19 protein-coding genes and 1 other RNA gene are annotated in these 19,154 nt (G+C 57.0%); 10 read left to right on the forward strand and 10 right to left on the reverse strand.

From position 1 onward, the window contains the following. The first annotated feature begins 14 nt into the window (after positions 1-14). The 4 genes from ACL2XQ_RS05210 (at position 15) to amtB (ending at position 5,545) form a co-directional block, all read left to right on the forward strand. Positions 15-1,784 carry a SmdA family multidrug ABC transporter permease/ATP-binding protein gene (locus ACL2XQ_RS05210; protein ID WP_413722262.1) on the forward strand — a complete coding sequence of 590 codons (1,770 nt, stop codon included), beginning with the start codon at positions 15-17 and terminating at the stop codon, positions 1,782-1,784. Then, positions 1,777-3,558 (forward strand): SmdB family multidrug efflux ABC transporter permease/ATP-binding protein, encoded by a 1,782-nt coding sequence (locus tag ACL2XQ_RS05215; RefSeq protein ID WP_413730861.1) that lies wholly within the window; start codon positions 1,777-1,779, stop codon positions 3,556-3,558. Before ACL2XQ_RS05210 ends, ACL2XQ_RS05215 begins: the two co-directional genes overlap by 8 nt. Before the next feature lie 320 nt (positions 3,559-3,878). Beyond that, positions 3,879-4,217 (forward strand): P-II family nitrogen regulator, encoded by a 339-nt coding sequence (glnK, locus tag ACL2XQ_RS05220; RefSeq protein ID WP_009639071.1) that lies wholly within the window; start codon positions 3,879-3,881, stop codon positions 4,215-4,217. Between the two features lie 41 nt (positions 4,218-4,258). Further along, a complete protein-coding gene (gene amtB, locus ACL2XQ_RS05225; protein WP_410016176.1) occupies positions 4,259-5,545 on the forward strand; it encodes an ammonium transporter AmtB in 1,287 nt (428 codons plus the stop codon). Between the two features lie 106 nt (positions 5,546-5,651). Here the strand turns inward: amtB and tesB are convergent, their stop codons facing one another. Continuing rightward, the gene (gene tesB / locus ACL2XQ_RS05230) at positions 5,652-6,515 is read right to left on the reverse strand and encodes an acyl-CoA thioesterase II (protein WP_410016175.1); all 864 of its coding nucleotides are present in this window, start codon (positions 6,513-6,515) and stop codon (positions 5,652-5,654) included. A gap of 267 nt (positions 6,516-6,782) precedes the next feature. Here tesB and ACL2XQ_RS05235 point away from each other — a divergent pair, with 267 nt between their 5' ends. Further along, positions 6,783-7,343 (forward strand): YbaY family lipoprotein, encoded by a 561-nt coding sequence (locus ACL2XQ_RS05235; protein WP_410016174.1) that lies wholly within the window; start codon positions 6,783-6,785, stop codon positions 7,341-7,343. 268 nt (positions 7,344-7,611) lie between these two features. Here the strand turns inward: ACL2XQ_RS05235 and ACL2XQ_RS05240 are convergent, their stop codons facing one another. After that, complete coding sequence (locus tag ACL2XQ_RS05240) at positions 7,612-7,926, reverse strand: MGMT family protein (RefSeq protein WP_413722264.1); 315 nt, start codon at positions 7,924-7,926, stop codon at positions 7,612-7,614. 203 nt (positions 7,927-8,129) lie between these two features. On the opposite strand from ACL2XQ_RS05240, the gene ffs reads away from it, so the two are divergent. Next, positions 8,130-8,226: signal recognition particle sRNA small type (gene ffs / locus ACL2XQ_RS05245), an RNA gene on the forward strand. Between the two features lie 468 nt (positions 8,227-8,694). Here ffs and ACL2XQ_RS05250 read toward each other — a convergent pair. Both ACL2XQ_RS05250 and tomB read right to left on the reverse strand, forming a co-directional pair. Further along, positions 8,695-8,898 carry an HHA domain-containing protein gene (locus ACL2XQ_RS05250; RefSeq protein WP_162367725.1) on the reverse strand — a complete coding sequence of 68 codons (204 nt, stop codon included), beginning with the start codon at positions 8,896-8,898 and terminating at the stop codon, positions 8,695-8,697. A gap of 46 nt (positions 8,899-8,944) precedes the next feature. After that, positions 8,945-9,304, reverse strand: coding sequence for an Hha toxicity modulator TomB (gene tomB, locus ACL2XQ_RS05255; protein ID WP_162367726.1), 360 nt, complete (start codon positions 9,302-9,304; stop codon positions 8,945-8,947). A gap of 619 nt (positions 9,305-9,923) precedes the next feature. Here tomB and ACL2XQ_RS05260 point away from each other — a divergent pair. Both ACL2XQ_RS05260 and ACL2XQ_RS05265 read left to right on the forward strand, forming a co-directional pair. Continuing rightward, complete coding sequence (locus ACL2XQ_RS05260; RefSeq protein ID WP_413722265.1) at positions 9,924-10,640, forward strand: metal ABC transporter ATP-binding protein; 717 nt, start codon at positions 9,924-9,926, stop codon at positions 10,638-10,640. Continuing rightward, on the forward strand, positions 10,634-11,521 hold the full coding sequence (locus tag ACL2XQ_RS05265) for a metal ABC transporter permease (protein ID WP_410016607.1): 888 nt from the start codon (positions 10,634-10,636) through the stop codon (positions 11,519-11,521). Before ACL2XQ_RS05260 ends, ACL2XQ_RS05265 begins: the two co-directional genes overlap by 7 nt. An 86-nt stretch (positions 11,522-11,607) precedes the next feature. Here the strand turns inward: ACL2XQ_RS05265 and ykgO are convergent, their stop codons facing one another. From ykgO to ACL2XQ_RS05285, 4 genes are all read right to left on the reverse strand, one after another. After that, positions 11,608-11,748, reverse strand: coding sequence for a type B 50S ribosomal protein L36 (gene ykgO / locus ACL2XQ_RS05270; protein ID WP_410016171.1), 141 nt, complete (start codon positions 11,746-11,748; stop codon positions 11,608-11,610). Between the two features lie 26 nt (positions 11,749-11,774). After that, positions 11,775-12,026, reverse strand: a complete 252-nt coding sequence (locus ACL2XQ_RS05275; RefSeq protein ID WP_410016170.1) for a type B 50S ribosomal protein L31 — start codon at positions 12,024-12,026, stop codon at positions 11,775-11,777. 170 nt (positions 12,027-12,196) lie between these two features. Continuing rightward, on the reverse strand, positions 12,197-15,367 hold the full coding sequence (locus ACL2XQ_RS05280) for an efflux RND transporter permease subunit (RefSeq protein ID WP_410016169.1): 3,171 nt from the start codon (positions 15,365-15,367) through the stop codon (positions 12,197-12,199). 18 nt (positions 15,368-15,385) lie between these two features. Beyond that, entirely contained in the window at positions 15,386-16,573 is a 1,188-nt protein-coding gene (locus ACL2XQ_RS05285; protein ID WP_410016168.1) for an efflux RND transporter periplasmic adaptor subunit, read from the reverse strand. Positions 16,574-16,717: 144 nt separating this feature from the next. Here ACL2XQ_RS05285 and acrR point away from each other — a divergent pair, with 144 nt between their 5' ends. Further along, positions 16,718-17,371: a multidrug efflux transporter transcriptional repressor AcrR gene (gene acrR / locus ACL2XQ_RS05290; protein WP_410016167.1), complete on the forward strand. Its 654-nt coding sequence runs from the start codon at positions 16,718-16,720 to the stop codon at positions 17,369-17,371. Positions 17,372-17,390: 19 nt separating this feature from the next. Here the strand turns inward: acrR and ACL2XQ_RS05295 are convergent, their stop codons facing one another. Continuing rightward, entirely contained in the window at positions 17,391-17,543 is a 153-nt protein-coding gene (locus tag ACL2XQ_RS05295; RefSeq protein WP_410016166.1) for a DUF2496 domain-containing protein, read from the reverse strand. A gap of 106 nt (positions 17,544-17,649) precedes the next feature. Continuing rightward, entirely contained in the window at positions 17,650-18,192 is a 543-nt protein-coding gene (priC, locus tag ACL2XQ_RS05300) for a primosomal replication protein PriC (protein ID WP_410016165.1), read from the reverse strand. A gap of 380 nt (positions 18,193-18,572) precedes the next feature. Between priC and apt the strand changes: the two genes are divergently transcribed. Next, positions 18,573-19,124 carry an adenine phosphoribosyltransferase gene (gene apt / locus ACL2XQ_RS05305; RefSeq protein ID WP_410016164.1) on the forward strand — a complete coding sequence of 184 codons (552 nt, stop codon included), beginning with the start codon at positions 18,573-18,575 and terminating at the stop codon, positions 19,122-19,124. Positions 19,125-19,154: the final 30 nt, after the last annotated feature.

Here is a 19,154-nt window from a genome sequence, read left to right on the forward strand (position 1 = left end):
TGGAATAAAACTGCGTGAGATTATTTGCACAATTAGGTTGGTATTTTCGCCGCGAATGGCGACGTTATCTGGGGTCGGTCTTACTGTTGATCATTATCGCCATACTGCAACTGATCCCGCCCAGACTGGTCGGGGTTATCGTGGACGGCGTGACGGAGCATCGGGCCTCCACGCGGATGATCATGATGTGGCTGGGCGTCATGGCGTTTACCGCCGTGCTGGTATACCTGCTGCGCTACGTATGGCGAGTGCTGCTGTTCGGCGCCTCTTATAAGCTGGCGGTGGAGCTGCGCGCCCGGTTTTATCATTTGCTCAGCCATCAACTGCCGGGTTTTTATCTGCGCCACCGCACCGGCGATCTGATGGCGCGCGCCACCAACGACGTGGACCGGGTGGTATTCGCCGCCGGGGAAGGGGTGCTGACCCTGGTGGACTCGCTGGTGATGGGCCTGTCGGTGCTGGTGGTGATGAGCGTGCAGATAAGCTGGCAGCTTACCCTGCTGTCGCTGCTGCCGATGCCGGTCATGGCGCTGCTGATTAAACACAACGGCGATGAGCTGCACCGGCGGTTTAAAACCGCCCAGGCGGCGTTTTCGTCGCTCAATAACCAAACGCAGGAAAGCCTTACCGGCATCCGCATGATCAAGGCCTTCGGTCTGGAGGGATACCAGTCGGAGCGGTTTGTGCAGGTGGCCGCCGACGCCGGCGCAAAAAATATGCGCGTGGCGCGCATTGACGCGCGTTTCGATCCCACCATTTACCTGACCGTCGGCTTTTCTAACCTGCTGGCCATCGGGGGCGGCAGTTGGATGGTGATGAACGATCTGCTGACGCTTGGGCAGTTAACCAGCTTTATTATGTATCTGGGCCTGATGATTTGGCCGATGCTGGCATTAGCCTGGATGTTTAATATTGTCGAGCGGGGCAGCGCCGCCTATAGCCGGATCCGCCAAACGCTGGACGAGGCTCCTCAGGTCAGGGACGGTAAGGAAATGCTTCCCCCCGGACGCGGCGTCCTTGAGGTTGACGTCGACAGCTTCAGCTATCCGCACACGCCGCAGCCGACATTGAATAATATCCATTTGCGGCTGGCGCCGGGACGGGTGCTGGGTATCTGCGGCCCGACCGGCGCCGGTAAAAGCACGCTGTTATCGCTGCTGCAGCGGCATTTTGACGTGACCCGGGGCGAGATCCGTTTCCACGGTATGTCCCTTGCCGATGTCTCCCTTGATCAGTGGCATAGCCGCCTGGCGGTGGTCAGCCAGACGCCGTTTTTATTTTCCGATAGCGTGGCGCGTAATATCGCCCTCGGCCGGCCGGACGCCACCCGGGAGCAAATCGAGCGGGCGGCGACCCTTGCCTGCGTGCATGAGGATATCCTGCGGCTGCCGCAGGGCTATGAAACCGAAGTGGGCGAGCGGGGCGTGATGCTGTCCGGCGGGCAAAAACAGCGTCTGTCCATTGCCCGCGCCCTGCTGCTGGAGGCGGAAATCCTGATATTCGACGACGCGCTCTCCGCCGTGGACGGGCGTACCGAACATACCATCTTGCGCAATCTCAGGCAGTGGGGCGAGGGACGTACCCTGATCATTACCGCCCACCGGCTGTCGGCGCTGAATGCGGCCGATGAAATCGTCGTGCTGCGCCACGGCACCCTTGCCCAGCGGGGCGAACATCAGCATCTGCTGCAGGAAGAGGGCTGGTATCGGGATATGTTCCGCTACCAGCAGTTGGAAGCAGCGCTCAGCGCCGATCCGGACGGGCAGGAGGCGGCCGATGCGTAAATGGCAAACCCTGTGGCCGACGCTGAAACGGCTGCTGGCCTACAGCCGGCCTTACCGCAAACCGCTGACGCTGGCGGTGGTCATGCTGTGGCTGGCGGCCGGCGCGGAAGTCGCCGGCCCGGTGGTGATCAGCTTTTTTATCGACCGGGTCGTACCGCTGAAAACCTTTCCGCCGCTGCTGGTGACCGGGCTGGCACTGGGTTATATCGCCCTGCAGATGGTGTCCGCGTCCCTGCGCTACTACCAGGCGCTGTTGTTCAACCAAACGGCGCTCGACGTGGTGCAGCAACTGCGCACCGAGGTCATGGATGCCGCGCTGCGCCAGCCGCTGAGCGCGTTTGATACCCAGCCGGTGGGCCAGCTTATCTCGCGGGTGACCAATGATACCGAGGTGGTCAAGGATCTTTACGTCACGGTGATGGCGACGGTGCTGCGCTGTATCGCCCTGGTGGGCGCCATGCTTATTGCGATGTTTATGCTGGACTGGCGCATGGCCGCCATTTCGATGGTGATCTTCCCCGTGGTGGCGCTGGTAATGACGGTGTATCAGCATTTCAGCACCCCGATCGTGCGTCGCCTGCGCGCCTATCTGGCGGATATCAACAATGGCTTTAATGAAGCGATAAGCGGCATGAGCGTCATCCAGCAGTTTCGCCAGCAGGGGCGTTTCGGCCAACGGCTGGCGCAAGCCAGCCACGCCCATTACCTGGCGCGGATGCAGACCCTGAGGCTTGAGGGCTTTTTGCTGCGCCCGCTCCTGAGCCTGCTGTCGGCGTTGGTATTATGCGGCCTGCTGATGCTGTTTAGCTTCAGCCCGGCGGGCACCGTCGGGGTCGGGGTACTGTATGCCTTTATCAATTATCTCGGCCGCTTAAATGAGCCGCTGATTGAACTGACCACCCAGCAATCGATGCTGCAACAGGCCGTGGTGGCGGGCGAGCGCATCTTTGAACTGATGGACGGCGACCGGCAGCAGTACGGCGACGACGACCGGCCCTTGAGCAGCGGACGTATTGATATTCGCGACCTCAGCTTTTCCTACCGCGATGCCACGCCGGTATTGCGGCATATTTCCCTGTCGGTGCCATCCCGGCGCTTTATCGCGCTGGTGGGGCATACCGGCAGCGGTAAAAGCACCCTGGCCAATTTAATGATGGGCTATTATCCCATCAGCGAGGGTGCGCTATTGCTTGACGGCCGGCCCATCGCCAGCCTGTCGCACCGGGTGCTCAGACAAGGCGTCGCCATCGTCCAGCAGGACCCGGTGGTCATGGCGGACACTGTATTCACCAATATTACCCTGGGGCGTGATATCAGCGAATCCAGGGCCTGGCATGCCCTGGAACAGGTGCAACTGGCGGAACTGGTCAGATCCATGCCGGGCGGCATCCACGCCGGCCTCGGCGAGCAGGGCAATACCCTGTCGGTCGGGCAAAAACAGCTGCTGGCCATGGCCAGGGTTCTGGTCCTCACTCCGCAAATCCTGATCCTCGACGAGGCCACCGCCAATATCGACTCCGGCACCGAGCAGGCGATCCAGCGGGCGTTGGCGGCTATCCGCCACCAGACCACCCTGGTGGTTATCGCGCACCGCTTATCCACCATTGTCGAGGCTGACGAAATTCTGGTGCTCCACCGTGGCGAAGCGGTGGAGCGGGGCTCCCACGAGGCGTTGTTAACGCAGCGGGGCCGCTATTTCCAGATGTATCAACTGCAGCAGGCCGGCAGGGCGCTCGCCGCCGACGTCAGGGTGGCCGGCGCGGGGCACGGCTGACGATGTGCGACGGATGTGCCGCCCGTGGGTAGCCGCGGATAAGCATGCTGGGCGCTTAAGCGCAGCGCGCACCGGGATTGAGCATCCCGGCGCCGATATTCCCCCTTCTGCACCGTAATCTGGCGTAGCGCACTAATACAGTGCGCCTCGCTGGTGTATTTTTGCGCGTCGTCGGAGCCAATGCTGCGCCTGAGGCGGGTTTTGCTGTATCGGCGGGCGTCCAACGGTAAATTTCTATTTCAAAACATTTGTGGCACATGCTTTGCTTTACTCAGGCGTAGCGATCGCGAGTTCAGATCCAAATTCTTGAGGGGGAACATATGAAGCTGGTAACCGTGGTGATTAAACCATTTAAATTAGAAGACGTGCGAGAAGCGCTTTCTGCTGTGGGCATTCAAGGGCTGACGGTCACCGAGGTCAAAGGCTTTGGACGGCAAAAGGGCCATGCAGAGCTGTATCGCGGGGCCGAATACAGCGTTAATTTCCTGCCCAAGGTAAAAATTGATATCGCCATTGCCGACGATCAGCTAGATGAAGTTATCGATGTCATCAGTAAAGCGGCGTATACCGGAAAGATCGGCGACGGCAAGATTTTTGTTGCTGAGCTACAACGGGTCATCCGGATTCGTACCGGAGAGACCGACGAAGCAGCACTTTAACGACACACACGCGCGAATTTTGTGGATAGGGATGAATGAAAATGAAGAAACTTGTCTCATTGACCAGCCTCGGCGCAGTAGCATTGTTGCCGACATGGGCCATGGCCGCAGCGCCTGTTGCTGACAAGGCCGATAACGCTTTTATGATGATAAGCACCGCTTTGGTGCTGTTTATGACTTTACCGGGGATTGCCTTGTTTTACGGCGGCCTGCTGCGCGCCAAAAACGTGCTGTCGATGTTGACCCAGGTTGCGGTCACCTTCGCCATGGTCTGCGTGCTGTGGCTGATTTACGGTTACTCCCTGGCCTTTAGCGAGGGCAATCCGTTTTTCGGCGGGTTCGGTTGGACCATGTTGAAGAATATTGAGCTGACGGCGCTGACCGGTACGTTCTATCAACTGATCCACGTCGCGTTTCAATGTTCGTTTGCCTGTATTACCGTCGGTCTGATTGTCGGCGCCCTGGCGGAACGTATTCGTTTCTCCGCGGTGCTGATTTTTGTGCTGGTATGGCTGACCTTTTCCTACCTGCCGATGGCGCATATGGTTTGGGCAGGCGGTTATCTGGCGGCGCAGGGCGCGCTGGACTTCGCCGGGGGTACTGTCGTTCATATCAATGCGGCGAGTGCCGGTTTGGTGGGTGCCTATATGCTGGGCAAACGCTCAGGTTTCGGCAAGGAAGCGTTTAAGCCGCATAACCTGCCGATGGTCTTTACCGGTACCGCGATCCTGTATGTCGGCTGGTTCGGCTTCAACGCCGGTTCCGCCAGCGCTGCCAACGAAATTGCCGCACTGGCTTTCCTCAATACCGTCATGGCTACCGCCGGCGCCATCCTGTCCTGGGTGTTTGTTGAGTGGATGCTGCGCGGCAAGCCTTCCTTGCTGGGCGCCTGCTCCGGTTGTATCGCCGGTCTGGTCGCCATCACTCCTGCCGCCGGCACCGTCGGCGTCGGTGGCGCACTGGTCATTGGCCTGGTGGGCGGCGTAGCCGGGCTTTGGGGTGTGGTTGCCCTGAAAAAATGGCTGCGGGTGGATGATGTCTGCGACGTATTCGGCGTGCACGGCGTGTGCGGTATCGTAGGCTGCCTGCTGACCGGCGTATTCACTTCCGCCTCGCTCGGCGGCGTGGGTTACGCTCAGGGTGTTACCATGGGGCACCAGCTCTGGGTTCAGCTGTTCAGCGTGATCGTCTGTCTGGTCTGGTCCGGCGTCGTGGCCTTTATCGGCTTCAAGATTGCCGATATGGTGGTGGGGCTGCGTGTGTCCGAAGAACAGGAACGCGAAGGCCTGGACGTCAACAGCCATGGCGAAAATGCCTATAACGAATAATTTTCTATGCAGCGCCGGGGCACGATAACCGGCCATGGAAAATCAGCAGGGGCGATTTATCGCCCCTGTTTTCATTTGCGCAAAGCGCCGGGCGGGCCGGGTGGGTTCACACCCCATGGTGCCGCATCACGCCTTCCTGCGCCGTCGAGGCTACCAGCACCCCGTCGCGGCGGAAAATCTGTCCGCGCACAAATCCCCGCGCGCCGGACGCCGAAGGGCTTTCTATCGCATATAACAGCCAATCGTCAAAACGAAAAGGGCGATGGAACCACATCGAATGATCAATGGTGGCGATTTGCACCCCGGGCTCAAGAAACCCCACGCCATGCGGCTGGAGCGCTGTGGGCAGGAAGTTAAAATCGGACGCGTAGCCCAGCAGGAATTGATGGCATTCACGGTCATCCGGCAGTGTGCCCGCAGCCCGCAGCCAAACATAACGCACGGGTTTTTCCACGGCGCCTTTAAACGGGTTATGGAAAACAACCGGACGCATTTCTATCGGCTTTTCACCGGTCAGTTTTCGCCGCAGCGGCTCGGGCAGGCCGGCGGCCAGAGGCAGCGCGATATCCCGCTCCGAGGGCAACCCCTCGGGGGCGGGCACCTGGGGCATCGGGCTTTGGTGCTCAAAGCCCGTTTCTTCCGCCTGAAACGAGGCCGTCAGGTAAAATATCGGCAGGCCCTGCTGAATGGCGCTGACATGACGGGCGCTGAAACTGTTGCCGTCGCGCAGCTCGGCCACCTGATAGACAATGGGCAAGCTGACGTCGCCTGGGCGTAAAAAATAGCTGTGAAAGGAATGGACATGCCGCGCCGGGGGGACCGTCTGCCGCGCGGCGTACAAAGCCTGGGCCACCACCTGCCCGCCGAAGACCCGCGGCAGGCCCAAATCCTCGCTTTGACCGCGAAAAAGGCCTTCCTCCAGCTTTTCCAGGGTGATCAGATTCAATAGATGATCGATTTTACGGGTCATAACTACGCTCCAGTAACCAGGGTCTTCACTGCGGGTAAACGCATGACGGGTGCCGGCATAGCGTCGGGGCACCGAACCTCCCAGGCCGGCCATGACAGCCCGCTTTAATGAGCATAACCGCAAACGTGTCCGGTGCGAATGCAACCGACAGGAAAATATCAGGATTCTGTGCCATGATTAAATCATTAGGTGGTTCAGCCACCAAGACTTCACCGCCGCTTGGTATCGGTGAAATGATGAGCTAATAATAAGAAGGAGAGATAAATCATGAAACTCTGGCAAGTAGTAGGTGGCGCTGCGCTAGCGGTCACCTTGGCGGGATGCGCTGATAAAGGCCATCAGGTGGCTACCCCGGCGTTCAAAACCCCGGGCACCGCTGAACAAGCCGAAGCGTTAAGGCAACCCAGCGTTTCCGGCACCGTTTGGATCAGGCAACGGATCGCATTGCCTCCCGACGCGGTATTGACCGTAACGCTGTCCGATGCCTCGATAAGCGATACGCCGTCTACCGTCATTGCGCAACGTGTGGTACGCACGGAAGGTAAGCAGGCGCCGTTCAGCTTTGTGTTGCCGTTTAATCCGGCGCAAATACAGCCCAATGCGCGCATCCTGCTAAGCGCGGCGATTACCGTCGATGGCCGGTTAATGTTTATTACCGAGCAGGTGAAGACGGTTATCAACAACGGCGGCACCAAACAGGATCTGACGCTGGTGCCGGTGGAAGCCGTGGCCATGCCGACACGCGCCGCGGCGGCATCTACCGTGCCGCTGACCTCTCCCACCCAGGTGGCGCCGGCCAGCAGTGTTCCCGCGCCTAACCAGTTGTAAGGTCTCTTGGGATGGTGCTAAACGCCGCGGTGTTGGCGGCGTTTATGCCGGCTAAAGCGTCGCGTGCCTGGGCACAACGGCTTGAGACGTTACTGAACAACACTGAACAACGCCTCTGGTGGCGATAGGTTGAGTGTCTCACAGGGAGGTGAGACGCGCTCACGCCCTAGCGCCATGGCGACAAATCATCATCCCCGCCAAGACTAAGGTATTTAACGTGTCGCGGCCTCTCCTCTCCCTGGCCCGCTGTTCCAGCCTGGCCGGCGTTTTACAAGACCCAGCGATAGCGGGACAAGTCGATATTACCGCCGCGCCCGAATTCCACGCCCTCCGCTTCCAGGGCGGTTCTCTGCCGTTCATAACCCTCGCCTGGCAGTGAAATGCCGCCGTGCCGGTTAACCACCCGATGCCATGGCAGGCGGCTACCCGCGGGCAACCGGCTCAGTATGCCCCCGACCTGCCTGGCGGCGCGCGGAGATCCCGCCAGCCGGGCCACATCGCCATAGGTGGCAATGTGGCCGGAAGGAATGGCGGCGACAATCTGGAATACCCGCTGGCGAAACGTATCAATTGGTTCATTCATCGTATGGCACAGAATTCATTAAGCCCAAGGCAGCATATTGGCATAACCCGGCAGGGTCAAAAAGGATTTAAAATAGGGCAGGGCCACGGCGCGGATGGCGATTGCCCAAGAAAACAGCGCTTGGCGCGTATCGGCTTGCAATTGCGCGGGGCATCATTGATAATGCCCCGCGCTCGGGAAAAACGAGCCGTCAATGGAGGCCCCGTTGGTGCTCCCGCAACACTAACTTGTGAACTCGGTCAGGTCCGGAAGGAAGCAGCCGTAGCAGGCGACGTGTGTGCCGGGATGTTGCTGGCGGGGCCTCCACCCAATCAAACGCCCCACCATTATTCTCCCATTTTTCATCAATGCTTCTTTATGGATGCCAGGTCCGCTGTTTTTTCAACCAGCCGCCGTTATTAATTAGTCGATAGCCCGGGCCAATAGGATGTTCTATGGCGCTTGTCGATGAAATAACGTCCGTTGATATATTGCCGGGAAAAATTAAAGGATGGAATACCTTGCATAATAGCGTCTATTAAAATAAAGCACTGGCTATCCGGCATTACGCCGTGATAGCTGCTATGGCATATTTATTCGTGTTTTTATTACCAATCCAGGACATGCCCGGGGCGCGTCAACACGCATAAGAGCGCACGTTTACACTTGGGGAGCGCGATAATCTGCGTCACAACACGGAATAGCCGGTGATAAAAAAGGAGTGATAAATACACCTATATGAACATAAATTTTTATTAATGTTGATATTAAGTATCACTTAATGGCTGTTTAACGAACATACTTCCAGACCGACACCGGAACTTTATCATAGAGTTTGTCCATGGTCAGTTCCGCGAGACGATGGTCGGCCGCAGAGTTGAATATCTCCAGTTCGTCGTCGGACAGTTCATATTTGTTTTTCTCTATCACCCGCTCCAGCGTCTCCAGGGTTCTGCATTTGCGTAACCGCATTAAATAATCGATCTTGTTCATATTGGCCTTTTGGGTTCTCTCATATGTTAAAATATCATTTACTATTTCAGGAAATACAGAGTTCAGTCTCTGAGAAAGTTCCGAATAGCCGTGAACGGCTTTTGCGCCACCGTTGCACATCCAGATTATTGATACCGTAGCTGCTAAATAAGGTAAAAGTATCGTCTAGGAAGGTTTCTACATGATCGACCAAATCGCTTTCATTATGATGTTTAAGCTTAAAAATGACCACATAAGATGCAATATGGTCGATTAATTCATTCATCTGTAAATTAATCGCCGATGCCGGGTCATTAACCCACCCATGGTAGCTATCGCCCAAACTGGCAATGCCCTCATCATACAGATTGCCACAGAGGTATTTAAGCTGTGCTATATCATGTCGTTTGGGTGAATACTCATCCATATCAGCCCTCCTAACGCTAAACAAATTACCGTCATCTTTAAGATGGGATTGAGGCACGCCCACGTATCATCGGCGTTCCCGCGCCCTATTTAAAGATAGAAGATTTTATGCAGTTTGGCACTATCAGCTTACATTATCTTACCGTCATATCCTATTGCAATTTCATTAACACTAATTGCACAAACGGTGAAAGCCTGTGGGCGACGATGGTTACCAGCAGTCAACGTGGTGGTGATAAAGCAGCTATTTGCACACAGCAAGCAACGGGTAAACACTCATTTCCGCCGCTATGGTATTTATTATATTTATTTTTACCATTTCTTGTCGCAATACTCATCCCTTATTGCCATAAAATTATGACAATACGTTGCTAAACCGTTCAAACCCGGCGGTTCCTTAACAGTTAAACGCCGGAGGGATGTTGGCAAGCCTCCCAGTACGTGATATGTTATATTATAACATTTTATGAAAGGCATGTTTTCATGCGATCCTCTATCAGCAAAACCACCGACCCCACGCCTGACAATCTGATGTGCGCCTCCGGGTTACGGCGCATAGGATTTGGTCTGGCCCTGCTGTGTGTCCTCTGGCTGGGTATCTTTTGGGCATCCTTATTGCCATGATGACATTTGAACAGTTATGTATCGGCTACCACGGGCACGCTATTATCGACGCCCTGGACGGCAAATTCGAGGCCGGCAGCCTGACCGCGGTTATCGGCGCCAACGGCACCGGTAAATCGACCCTGTTGAAAACCATTGCCGGACTTTTGCCGGCTATCGGCGGCAGCCTTTCGTTCTCGGCAGGGCAAAAACCCCGTATCGCCTATTTACCACAGCAGTCAGAGCTGGACCGTCAGTTTCCGTTGCGGGTGTTTGAAGTGGTCGCTATGGGCTGTTGGCCGGCCATCGGATTGCTGCGGCGTATTAACAAGACGGCCATGGCGCGCATCCATGACGCCCTGGATCGCGTCGGTCTGGGATCAATGGCAACGAGCCCGATTGAAATACTATCAGGCGGCCAGTTCCAGCGTATGCTGTTCGCCCGCCTTCTGGTGCAGCAGGCGCCGCTGATATTGCTGGATGAGCCTTTCAGCGGGATTGACAGTCCAACCTGCGCATTATTGATGGATGTCATCGACCAGCTTCATAAGGCCGGCCACACCATTATCGTGGTACTGCACGACGACGCCCTGGTGGTCCGTCGTTTTCCACAAACCCTGCTGCTGTCCGGCCGGCACACGCGCTGGGGGGCGACAGACGCGATCCTCGCGGACGCGTTTTCTCCCCGGGCCGCCTGGTCCACCGATCGTTGCTTCCATCAGGCCGCATCATGATCCTTCACCTCTTATTCGACCCCTTTCTCTCGCTTGGATTTATGCGGCGTGCGCTGGTGGCCTGTTTTGCCCTTTCGCTCAGTTCCACTCCGCTGGGGGTTTTCCTGTCGCTACGCAGGATGAGCCTGGTGGGGGATGCCTTATCACACGCGATATTGCCCGGCGTCGCCATCGGTTATCTGCTGTCGGGCATGTCGCTGATGGCCATGGGCATCGGCGGATTTATCGCCGGATTACTGGTCGCGGTGCTGTCCGGCTGGGTGACCTCGCTCACCGTCCTGAAGGAAGACGCCAGCTTTGCCGGTTTTTATCTGGGATCGCTGGCCCTGGGCGTGACCTTGGTATCCCTGCGCGGGTCCAGCGTCGATTTGCTTCATCTGTTATTTGGCACCGTACTGGCGGTCGATAGCCAGGCCATTCTGTTTGTCGGCCTGATTGCCACCGTTACGCTGCTTTGCCTGGCGCTGATGTATCGCGCGCTGATTATTGAGGCCTTCGACGCGGCGTTCCTGCGCATAAACGTTCGCGGTTATCCCCGCCTGATCCATGCCTTATTCCTGGCGCTGGTGGTGCTTAACCTGGTGGCGGGTTTTCAAATTCTCGGCACCCTGATGTCGGTGGGACTCATGATGCTGCCGGCGGTGGCCGCCCGCTGTTGGTCCGGGCATCTGCCGGGCACGCTGCTGATAGCGTTGTTGATTGGCCTGCTTAGCGCCTGGGTAGGGCTGCTGTGGTCGTTCTACGCCTCGATTCCGGCGGGCCCGGCCATTGTGCTTACCGCCAGCCTGATCTTTTTTATTTCGGTACTGTTAGGACCGCGCGGCAGTTTCACCATGATTTTGCGCCGGCATTATTTCACTGCCGGCAAGGCAAAAAAATAACCTGCGTGCCGCCATCGCCGGCCGCGCCGGCGGCAAACAAAAGGCCTCCAGCGGAGGCCTTTGACCGACTGAGTAACCGGCGCCGGTTATTTTTTCTTTTTCCCGCCCTGGACCGCCTTGAAGCGGGGATTGGATTTGCAGATGACGTAAATGCGGCCGCGACGGCGAACGACTTTACAATCCGGATGACGCGTCTTGGCGGAACGCAACGAGCTTAATACCTGCATGATAACCACGCCTCTTCTAATAATGACTACTTGGTGAAAAAACGGCCGAAGCGTTGGTTAAAGCGCGCGGTGCTGCCTTCTTTATCCACGATCCGCTGCTTGCCGGTGTAATAGGGATGGGATTCGGATGACACCTCCACCGTGATGTAGGGGAATGTTTTCCCGTCCAGCTCCACGGTACGGTCGGTCTTGATGGTCGAACCCACTTTAAAATAAGCATCCGCGCTGGTGTCGTGAAACACCACGGTACGGTAGTCGGGATGGATGCCAGGTTTCATATCTCACCTCATTTAGTTATGTTATATCATAACTATTATCCTCTTTTTCGCCATCGGGTCAAGCCCCCTCAAGCCGTCGGCCTAAGCCAGGCATAAAAAAAGCCGCTTGCGCGGCTCGGGACTTGACTGAACCATCAGGCCGCGTCAACGGCCCGATGGTTAAACGGTGCTTAACGGTGCGGATTATCCAACTGAGGATTATTCACCGGGCGATCCTGTTCCCGCTGTTCGTCGCTTTTGTTACCGAAGCGGCGGCGAACCACGACAAAAAACACCGGTACGAAAAATATTGCCAGCAAGGTGGCGGTGATCATACCGCCGATTACCCCGGTGCCGACGGCGTTCTGCGAGCCCGACCCCGCGCCGGTGCTGATGGCCAGCGGCAATACGCCGAGGATAAAGGCCAGCGATGTCATCAGGATGGGACGCAAACGCATGCGCACCGCCTCTAATGTCGCCTCAACCAATCCCTTGCCTTCCTTGTCCATCAAGTCCTTGGCGAACTCGACGATAAGAATGGCGTTTTTCGCCGACAGCCCGATGGTGGTCAGCAGCCCCACCACAAAATAGACGTCGTTATTCATACCGCGGAAAGTGGCGGCCAGCAGCGCCCCGACCACGCCCAACGGCACCACCAGCATCACCGCGAAGGGGATGGACCAGCTTTCATACAACGCCGCCAGGCACAGGAACACCACGATCAGCGAGATGGCGTACAGCGCCGGGGCCTGGTTGCCGGATAGCCGTTCCTGATAGGACATCCCCGTCCAATCGTAGCCTACGCCGGCGGGCAGCTTAGCCACCAGTTCCTCCATCAGCGCCATGGCTTCACCGGTACTCTTGCCCGGCGCCGCCTCACCCTGGATTTCCATCGAGGGCAAGCCGTTATAACGCTCCAGGCGCGGCGAGCCATACTGCCAGTGCGAGGTGGACACCGCCGATAACGGCACCATCTGTCCATTGGTGCCGCGCACAAACCAGTTGCCTATGTCCTGCGGCAGCATACGGTACTGCGCGTCGCCCTGGACATAGACCTTTTTGGTTCGGCCGCGATCGGTAAAGTCATTGATATAGTTACCGCCCAGGGCCGCGCCCAGAGTGGTGTTGATATCATCCAGCGAGACGCCCAACGCCGAAGCCTTCTCCTGATCCACATCCAGCTTGAACTGCGGCGTATCCTCCAGGCCATTTGGCCGCACGCCCACTAAGGTATCGGGATGCTGCGCAATCATACCGAACAGCTGGTTACGCGCCTCGGTAAGCTTGGCATGCCCCAGGTTGTTCTCATCGATTAACTCGAAGTCGAAGCCGGTAGCATTACCCAGCTCAACGATGGCCGGCAGGTTAAACGCCAGGGCGATACCGTCCTTTATCTGAGAGAATTCCCCATTGGCCCGGGCAATGATCGCCGGGACCTTATTTTCCGCCCCTTTGCGCTCATCCCAGCTTTTCAGGCTGACGAACGCGATGCCGGAGTTCTGGCCGCGCCCGGCAAAACCGAAGCCGTTAACGGTAAAGACCGAGTTGACGTTATCCTTTTCTTTCGTCAGGTAATACTGGGTCATCTGGTCCAGTACTTTCTGGGTGCGCTCCTGGGTGGCCCCGGCCGGCAACTGCGCCATATTCAGGAAAACCCCCTGATCCTCCGACGGCAGGAAGGAGGAGGGCAGGCGAATAAACAGCAGCGCCATGCCGACCACAATCAGCAGATAGATGATCAGGTAGCGTCCGGTGCTGTTAAGGATATGGCCGATACTGTCGGTATAATGATTGGTGCTTTGATCGAACTTTTTATTAAACCAGCCGAAGAAGCCTTTGGTGGTGCCGTGATCGCCTTTTTTGACCGGTTTTAATATGGTGGCGCACAGCGCCGGGGTCAGGATCATGGCCACCAGCACCGACAGTACCATCGCCGAGACGATGGTAATGGAGAACTGGCGGTAGATGGCGCCGGTCGACCCGCCGAAGAAGGCCATCGGCACAAATACCGCCGACAATACCAGCGCGATGCCCACCAGGGCGCCCTGGATCTGGCCCATGGATTTGCGCGTCGCCTCCTTGGGACTAAGGCCTTCCTCGCCCATGACGCGTTCGACGTTTTCCACCACCACGATAGCGTCATCCACCAGGAGCCCTATCGCCAGCACCATGGCGAACATGGTCAGGGTATTAATGGTATAGCCGAACGCGCTCAGTATGGCGAAGGTGCCCAGCAAGACGACCGGCACCGCAATGGTCGGGATAAGCGTAGCGCGGAAGTTCTGCAGGAACAGATACATGACCAGGAACACCAGGATGATCGCTTCCACCAAGGTCTTCACCACTTCCTGGATGGAGATTTTCACAAACGGGGTGGTGTCGTACGGATAAACGACTTTTAATCCCGTCGGGAAATCCGCCTGCAGCCGGGCCAGCTCCGCTTTAACCGCGTCGGCGGTATCAAGGGCGTTGGCGCCGGTGGCCAGTTTAACCCCGAGCCCGGCGGCCGGTTGGCCGTTGAAGCGCGCGATAACGTCGTAGTTTTCCCCGGCCAGTTCAACCTTGGCCACGTCCTTCAGGCGTACCTGCGAGCCGTCGGCGTTGACCTTGAGCAGGATTTTGCCGAACTCCTCGGCGTTGGTCAGGCGGCTTTGCACAATGATCGAGGCGTTCAACTGCTGGCCTTTAATCGCCGGCGCTCCGCCTAGCTGTCCGGCGGCAATCTGGTTGTTCTGAACCGTCAATGCGCTAACCACATCCACCGGGGTAAGCTGGAAGTTGTTCAGTTTATTGGGGTCCATCCAAACACGCATGGCATATTGGGCGCCGAATAGCTGCACTTCGCCCACGCCCTGCGTACGGCTTATCGGATCCTTGATTTTGGAGCCGACATAATCGCCGATATCCTGCTGGGTGGCATTTTTATCGTCGCTGATAAACCCGGCCACCATCAGGAAGCTGGCGCTGGACTTCTGTACCTGCACCCCCTGGCTCTGCACGGCCTGGGGCAGCAGCGGCATGGCCAACTGCAGTTTGTTCTGCACCTGCACCTGGGCGATATCCGGATTGGCGCTGGAATCGAATGTCAGCGATATGGTGGCGGTACCGGATGAATCGCTGCTGGACGACATATACAGCAGATGATCGATACCGTTCATATTCTGTTCGATAATCTGGGTTACGCTGTCCTGCAGGGTCGTCGCGTCGGCGCCCGGATAGGTAGCGGTGACCCGGATGGTCGGCGGCGCGATGGCCGGATACTGCTCGATGGGCAGCTGCAAGATAGACAGCAGGCCCGCGAGCATAATAATGATGGCAATCACCCATGCAAAAATGGGGCGATCGATAAAAAACTTAGCCATATCGTTTACCCGTTCCTATTAAGACTTTTTGGCGGCGTCAGGCTGCGGTTGTGCCGGTTCATCAGTCGCTTCCTTGGCCGTGACCTGCACACCCGGCTTGACTTTCTGCAGGCCGCTGACAATCACGCGGTCGCCTTCCTGTAAGCCGGCGGTGACCAGCCATTTATCGCCGATCGCCTGTTGGGCGGTGATTTGGCGTACGGCAACCTTATTGTCAGGACCCACCACCATTGCGGTCGCTTCGCCTCGGGGATTGCGGGTTATGCCCTGCTGCGGCACCAGTAACGCATTGTCGTTGGTCCCTTCTTCCAGACGGGCGCGGACAAACATACCGGGCAGCAGGCTATGCTGCGGGTTGGGGAAAATGGCGCGCAGGGTGATGGAGCCGGTGGTTTCATCCACGCTGACATCGGAGAATTCCAGGGTGCCGGGCTGCGGGTATTCGCTGCCGTCTTCCATCAGCAGCCGCACGGCCGCTTTTCCGTCCTTCTGTTTGAGGGCGCCGCTGTCGAGTTCCTGTTTTAAGCGCAGGAAATCGTTGCTGGACTGGGTTACGTCCACATAGAGCGGATCCAACTGCTGAACGGTGGCCATGGCGGTGGTCTGGCCATTGGTGACCAGGGCGCCTTCGGTATAGGCGGATTTACCGATGCGGCCGCTGATAGGCGAGGTGACCTTGGTGTAAGCCAGGTTGATGCGCGCGCTTTCCAGCGACGCTTTGGCGGCAAGCACCGCGGCGTCGTTCTGCTGCATGGTGGCGACCGCCGTATCGTAGTCCTGACGGCTGACAAAGTTGGTGGCGATCAGTTTTTTATAACGGTTGACGGTGACACGGGCGATATTGGCATTGGCCTGCGCCTGGGCTAAGTCGCCGTTGGCGCTGTCATACGCCGCTTTATAGGTTGCCGGATCAATTTGATAGAGGGAGACGCCGGCCTGCACGTCGCTGCCTTCGACAAAATTGCGTTTTAAGATAATGCCATTAACCTGGGGCCGGACTTCGGCAACACGGAAAGCGGCGGTACGACCAGGCAGATCAGTTGTGACATTCAATGATTGTTTTTTTACCGTCACCACACTAACTTCCGGGGCCTGTTGCTGATTTCCTGCCTGTTTAGCGTCTTTATTGTCACATCCAATGAGAATAAAGCTGCCTGAAAGCATCAGAACGGCTGCCAGAGGCAAAATCCCTCTGTTTTTGTTCATAGATAAACCTCAAGAGTCCGATTTGAAAAAATTGATCAATTGATCACAAGCCTACAAACCCATTGCTGCGTAACAATTAGCCTTATGCTATGGTACATACATTCGCGAATGTATGTAAATCTAAAGACAACCAAAAAAAGCGCTATGGCACGAAAAACCAAACAGCAGGCCCAGGAAACGCGCCAGCATATTCTGGATGCCGCAGTCCAGGAATTCTCAATGCGCGGGGTTTCCGCAACGTCGCTCACCGATATCGCAACGGTGGCAGGGGTAACCCGTGGTGCTATTTATTGGCATTTCAAGAATAAAGTCGAGTTATTTAATGAGATCTGGCATGCCGCTGAAGCTAGGATATTGGCATTAGAGCTAGAGTATCAGGCAAAATTTCCCGACGATCCACTACATGTCTTAACCGAGACATTGATTTACATTCTGCAGTCCACCGTATCCAATACCGAATGGCGCGCCTTAATGGAAATTGTTTTTCATAAATGTGAATTTGTCGGAGAAATGGAACTGTTCCAGGAAGTCCGCAAAGGATTATACGCCGAATGTTATGAACGCATTGAAGAGACGCTCAACCGGTGCATAGAATGCGGTCAACTGCCGGCCGGTCTGCACTGCCGCCGCGCCGCCATCCTGCTGCGCGCCTATATGACCGGGTTGATGGAAAACTGGCTGTTCGTGCCCGGCACCTTTGATCTGGCCGGCGGCTCCCGCATCCTGATCGCCGCCTTTATGGATATGCTGCGGCTAAGCCCTAACCTGCGTCACGACCCGGCGGCGCTGCCGCAGTAGCCGCCCGGCTGGGGCAGGGTTATTCTTCCCCGCGGCGCGCCTTGATGACATAATCGTTTTTCACAATTTCCAGGGCCGCCAACACCAGCTCCGGCTCCATATCGTTACTCTCCAGCAGCATAATCAAATCGACCGCCAGTTTAATCTCGGGGGATTCATCTTCCAGCGCCACAGGTCTCTCCTGAATGCGTTGTCGAGTAGACGAAAACTACCAGTATAGATGAAAACATGAAGCAATTTATAATGAGCGAATAAACAAAATGTGACAGCACGTGCTATCAACCCTTTTCCAGTCCATTCTCCCTGCGCTCGATCAGACGCTCAATGCGCGCCAACGCCTGCCGGCAGCGGGCCAGCCGGCCTTCAAGGGCGGCGATTTCCTGTTGCAACTGCTGGGTACGGGCATAATCGCCCGTGCTTTGCCGCAGGCTGTCCCGGTCGCGGATCATGGACAGCAGCCGGCGCTCATAGTCCTGATGTTCATTCAGCCGGGCGTAATAATCCACCGGCGCGGCCTTGGCAGGCTGGCCGCGCCGCAAGTCCTGTGTGGCCAGTTCCCGCGCCAGGGCGGTCATTTGATCGATAAGCCGCTGCGCCAGCCAGGCCACCCGCTCGGTGTAACCCTGCTCGACGGTCAGCGTCAGGCGCTGCAATGTCTGGCGGCTTTCGGCCAGATAGTCGTCAAGGCGGGTTCCCCGGCTCTGGAAAAGCTGGTGGTCAAAGCGGGACTGGGACACCGTCTCCTGTCCGGCCGCCTCGATCCGCCCGGCCAGCGTGTTGAACTGGTCGCTTAACGTGACGAGGAGCTTGGATGAATGCACGCCCTTCTCCTGAGTAAAAACCGCGAAAAAAAAGATATTAACCTGTCGCCGCCATGATACCGCGTTCGCGCCTGTCCTGAACAGCGCGCCGGCGGGCAAAGAAAGATGAAAATATTCCGGGGCCGCGGTATGTTAACAGGGATGCAAAACCGGTACGGAATAGGCCGGAAATCACGCCGTGCGTCCATGGTTGACTTTACGCAACAAAAGGCTAAATGAGTCGCCCTCGGTGGTTGCATTTTTCCGCCAGTTTGCATAGATTTGAGCGCTTTCGTGCGCGGTCGGTCCTGCCAGCCCATGTTAAAACGCGATGTACCGTGGTTGTTCAGGATAACGCGTCCGCGCGGATTATGATTTCTTTCGTTTCAGGCGCATACATTATGACCGCGATGGCCGAACAGCTAGCATTGATCAAAAACAGTATCAAAACGATTCCCGATTACCCCAAACCGGGTATTTTTTTCCGGGATATCACCAGCCTGCTGGAAAATCCCCAGGCCTATGCCGCCAGTATCGAACTGCTGGTGAATCACTATCGCGGCCACGGCTTGACCAAGGTGGTGGGCACCGAAGCGCGCGGTTTCCTGTTCGGCGCGCCGGTGGCGCTGGCGCTGGGGCTGGGATTCGTGCCGGTGCGCAAGCCTGGCAAGCTGCCGCGCGCGGTGCTGAGCGAAAGCTACGAGCTGGAATACGGCGTCGATAAGCTGGAAATCCATCAGGACGCCATCGCGCCAGGGGATCGGGTACTGGTGGTCGACGACCTGCTTGCCACCGGCGGTACTATCGAGGCTACGATAAAATTAATCCGCCGGCTGGGCGGTGAGGTCAAGGACGCGGCGTTTATTATCAACCTGGCCGATCTCGGCGGCGAAGCGCGCCTGCAGCGCCTGGCCGTCAATAGTTACAGCCTGGTGGGTTTCGCCGGGCACTGATCATATCAGCCTCGCGCTCCGGTGCGAGGC

It is taken from the genome of Sodalis sp. RH14, assembly GCF_047324285.1.
Classification (GTDB): domain Bacteria; phylum Pseudomonadota; class Gammaproteobacteria; order Enterobacterales; family Enterobacteriaceae; genus Acerihabitans.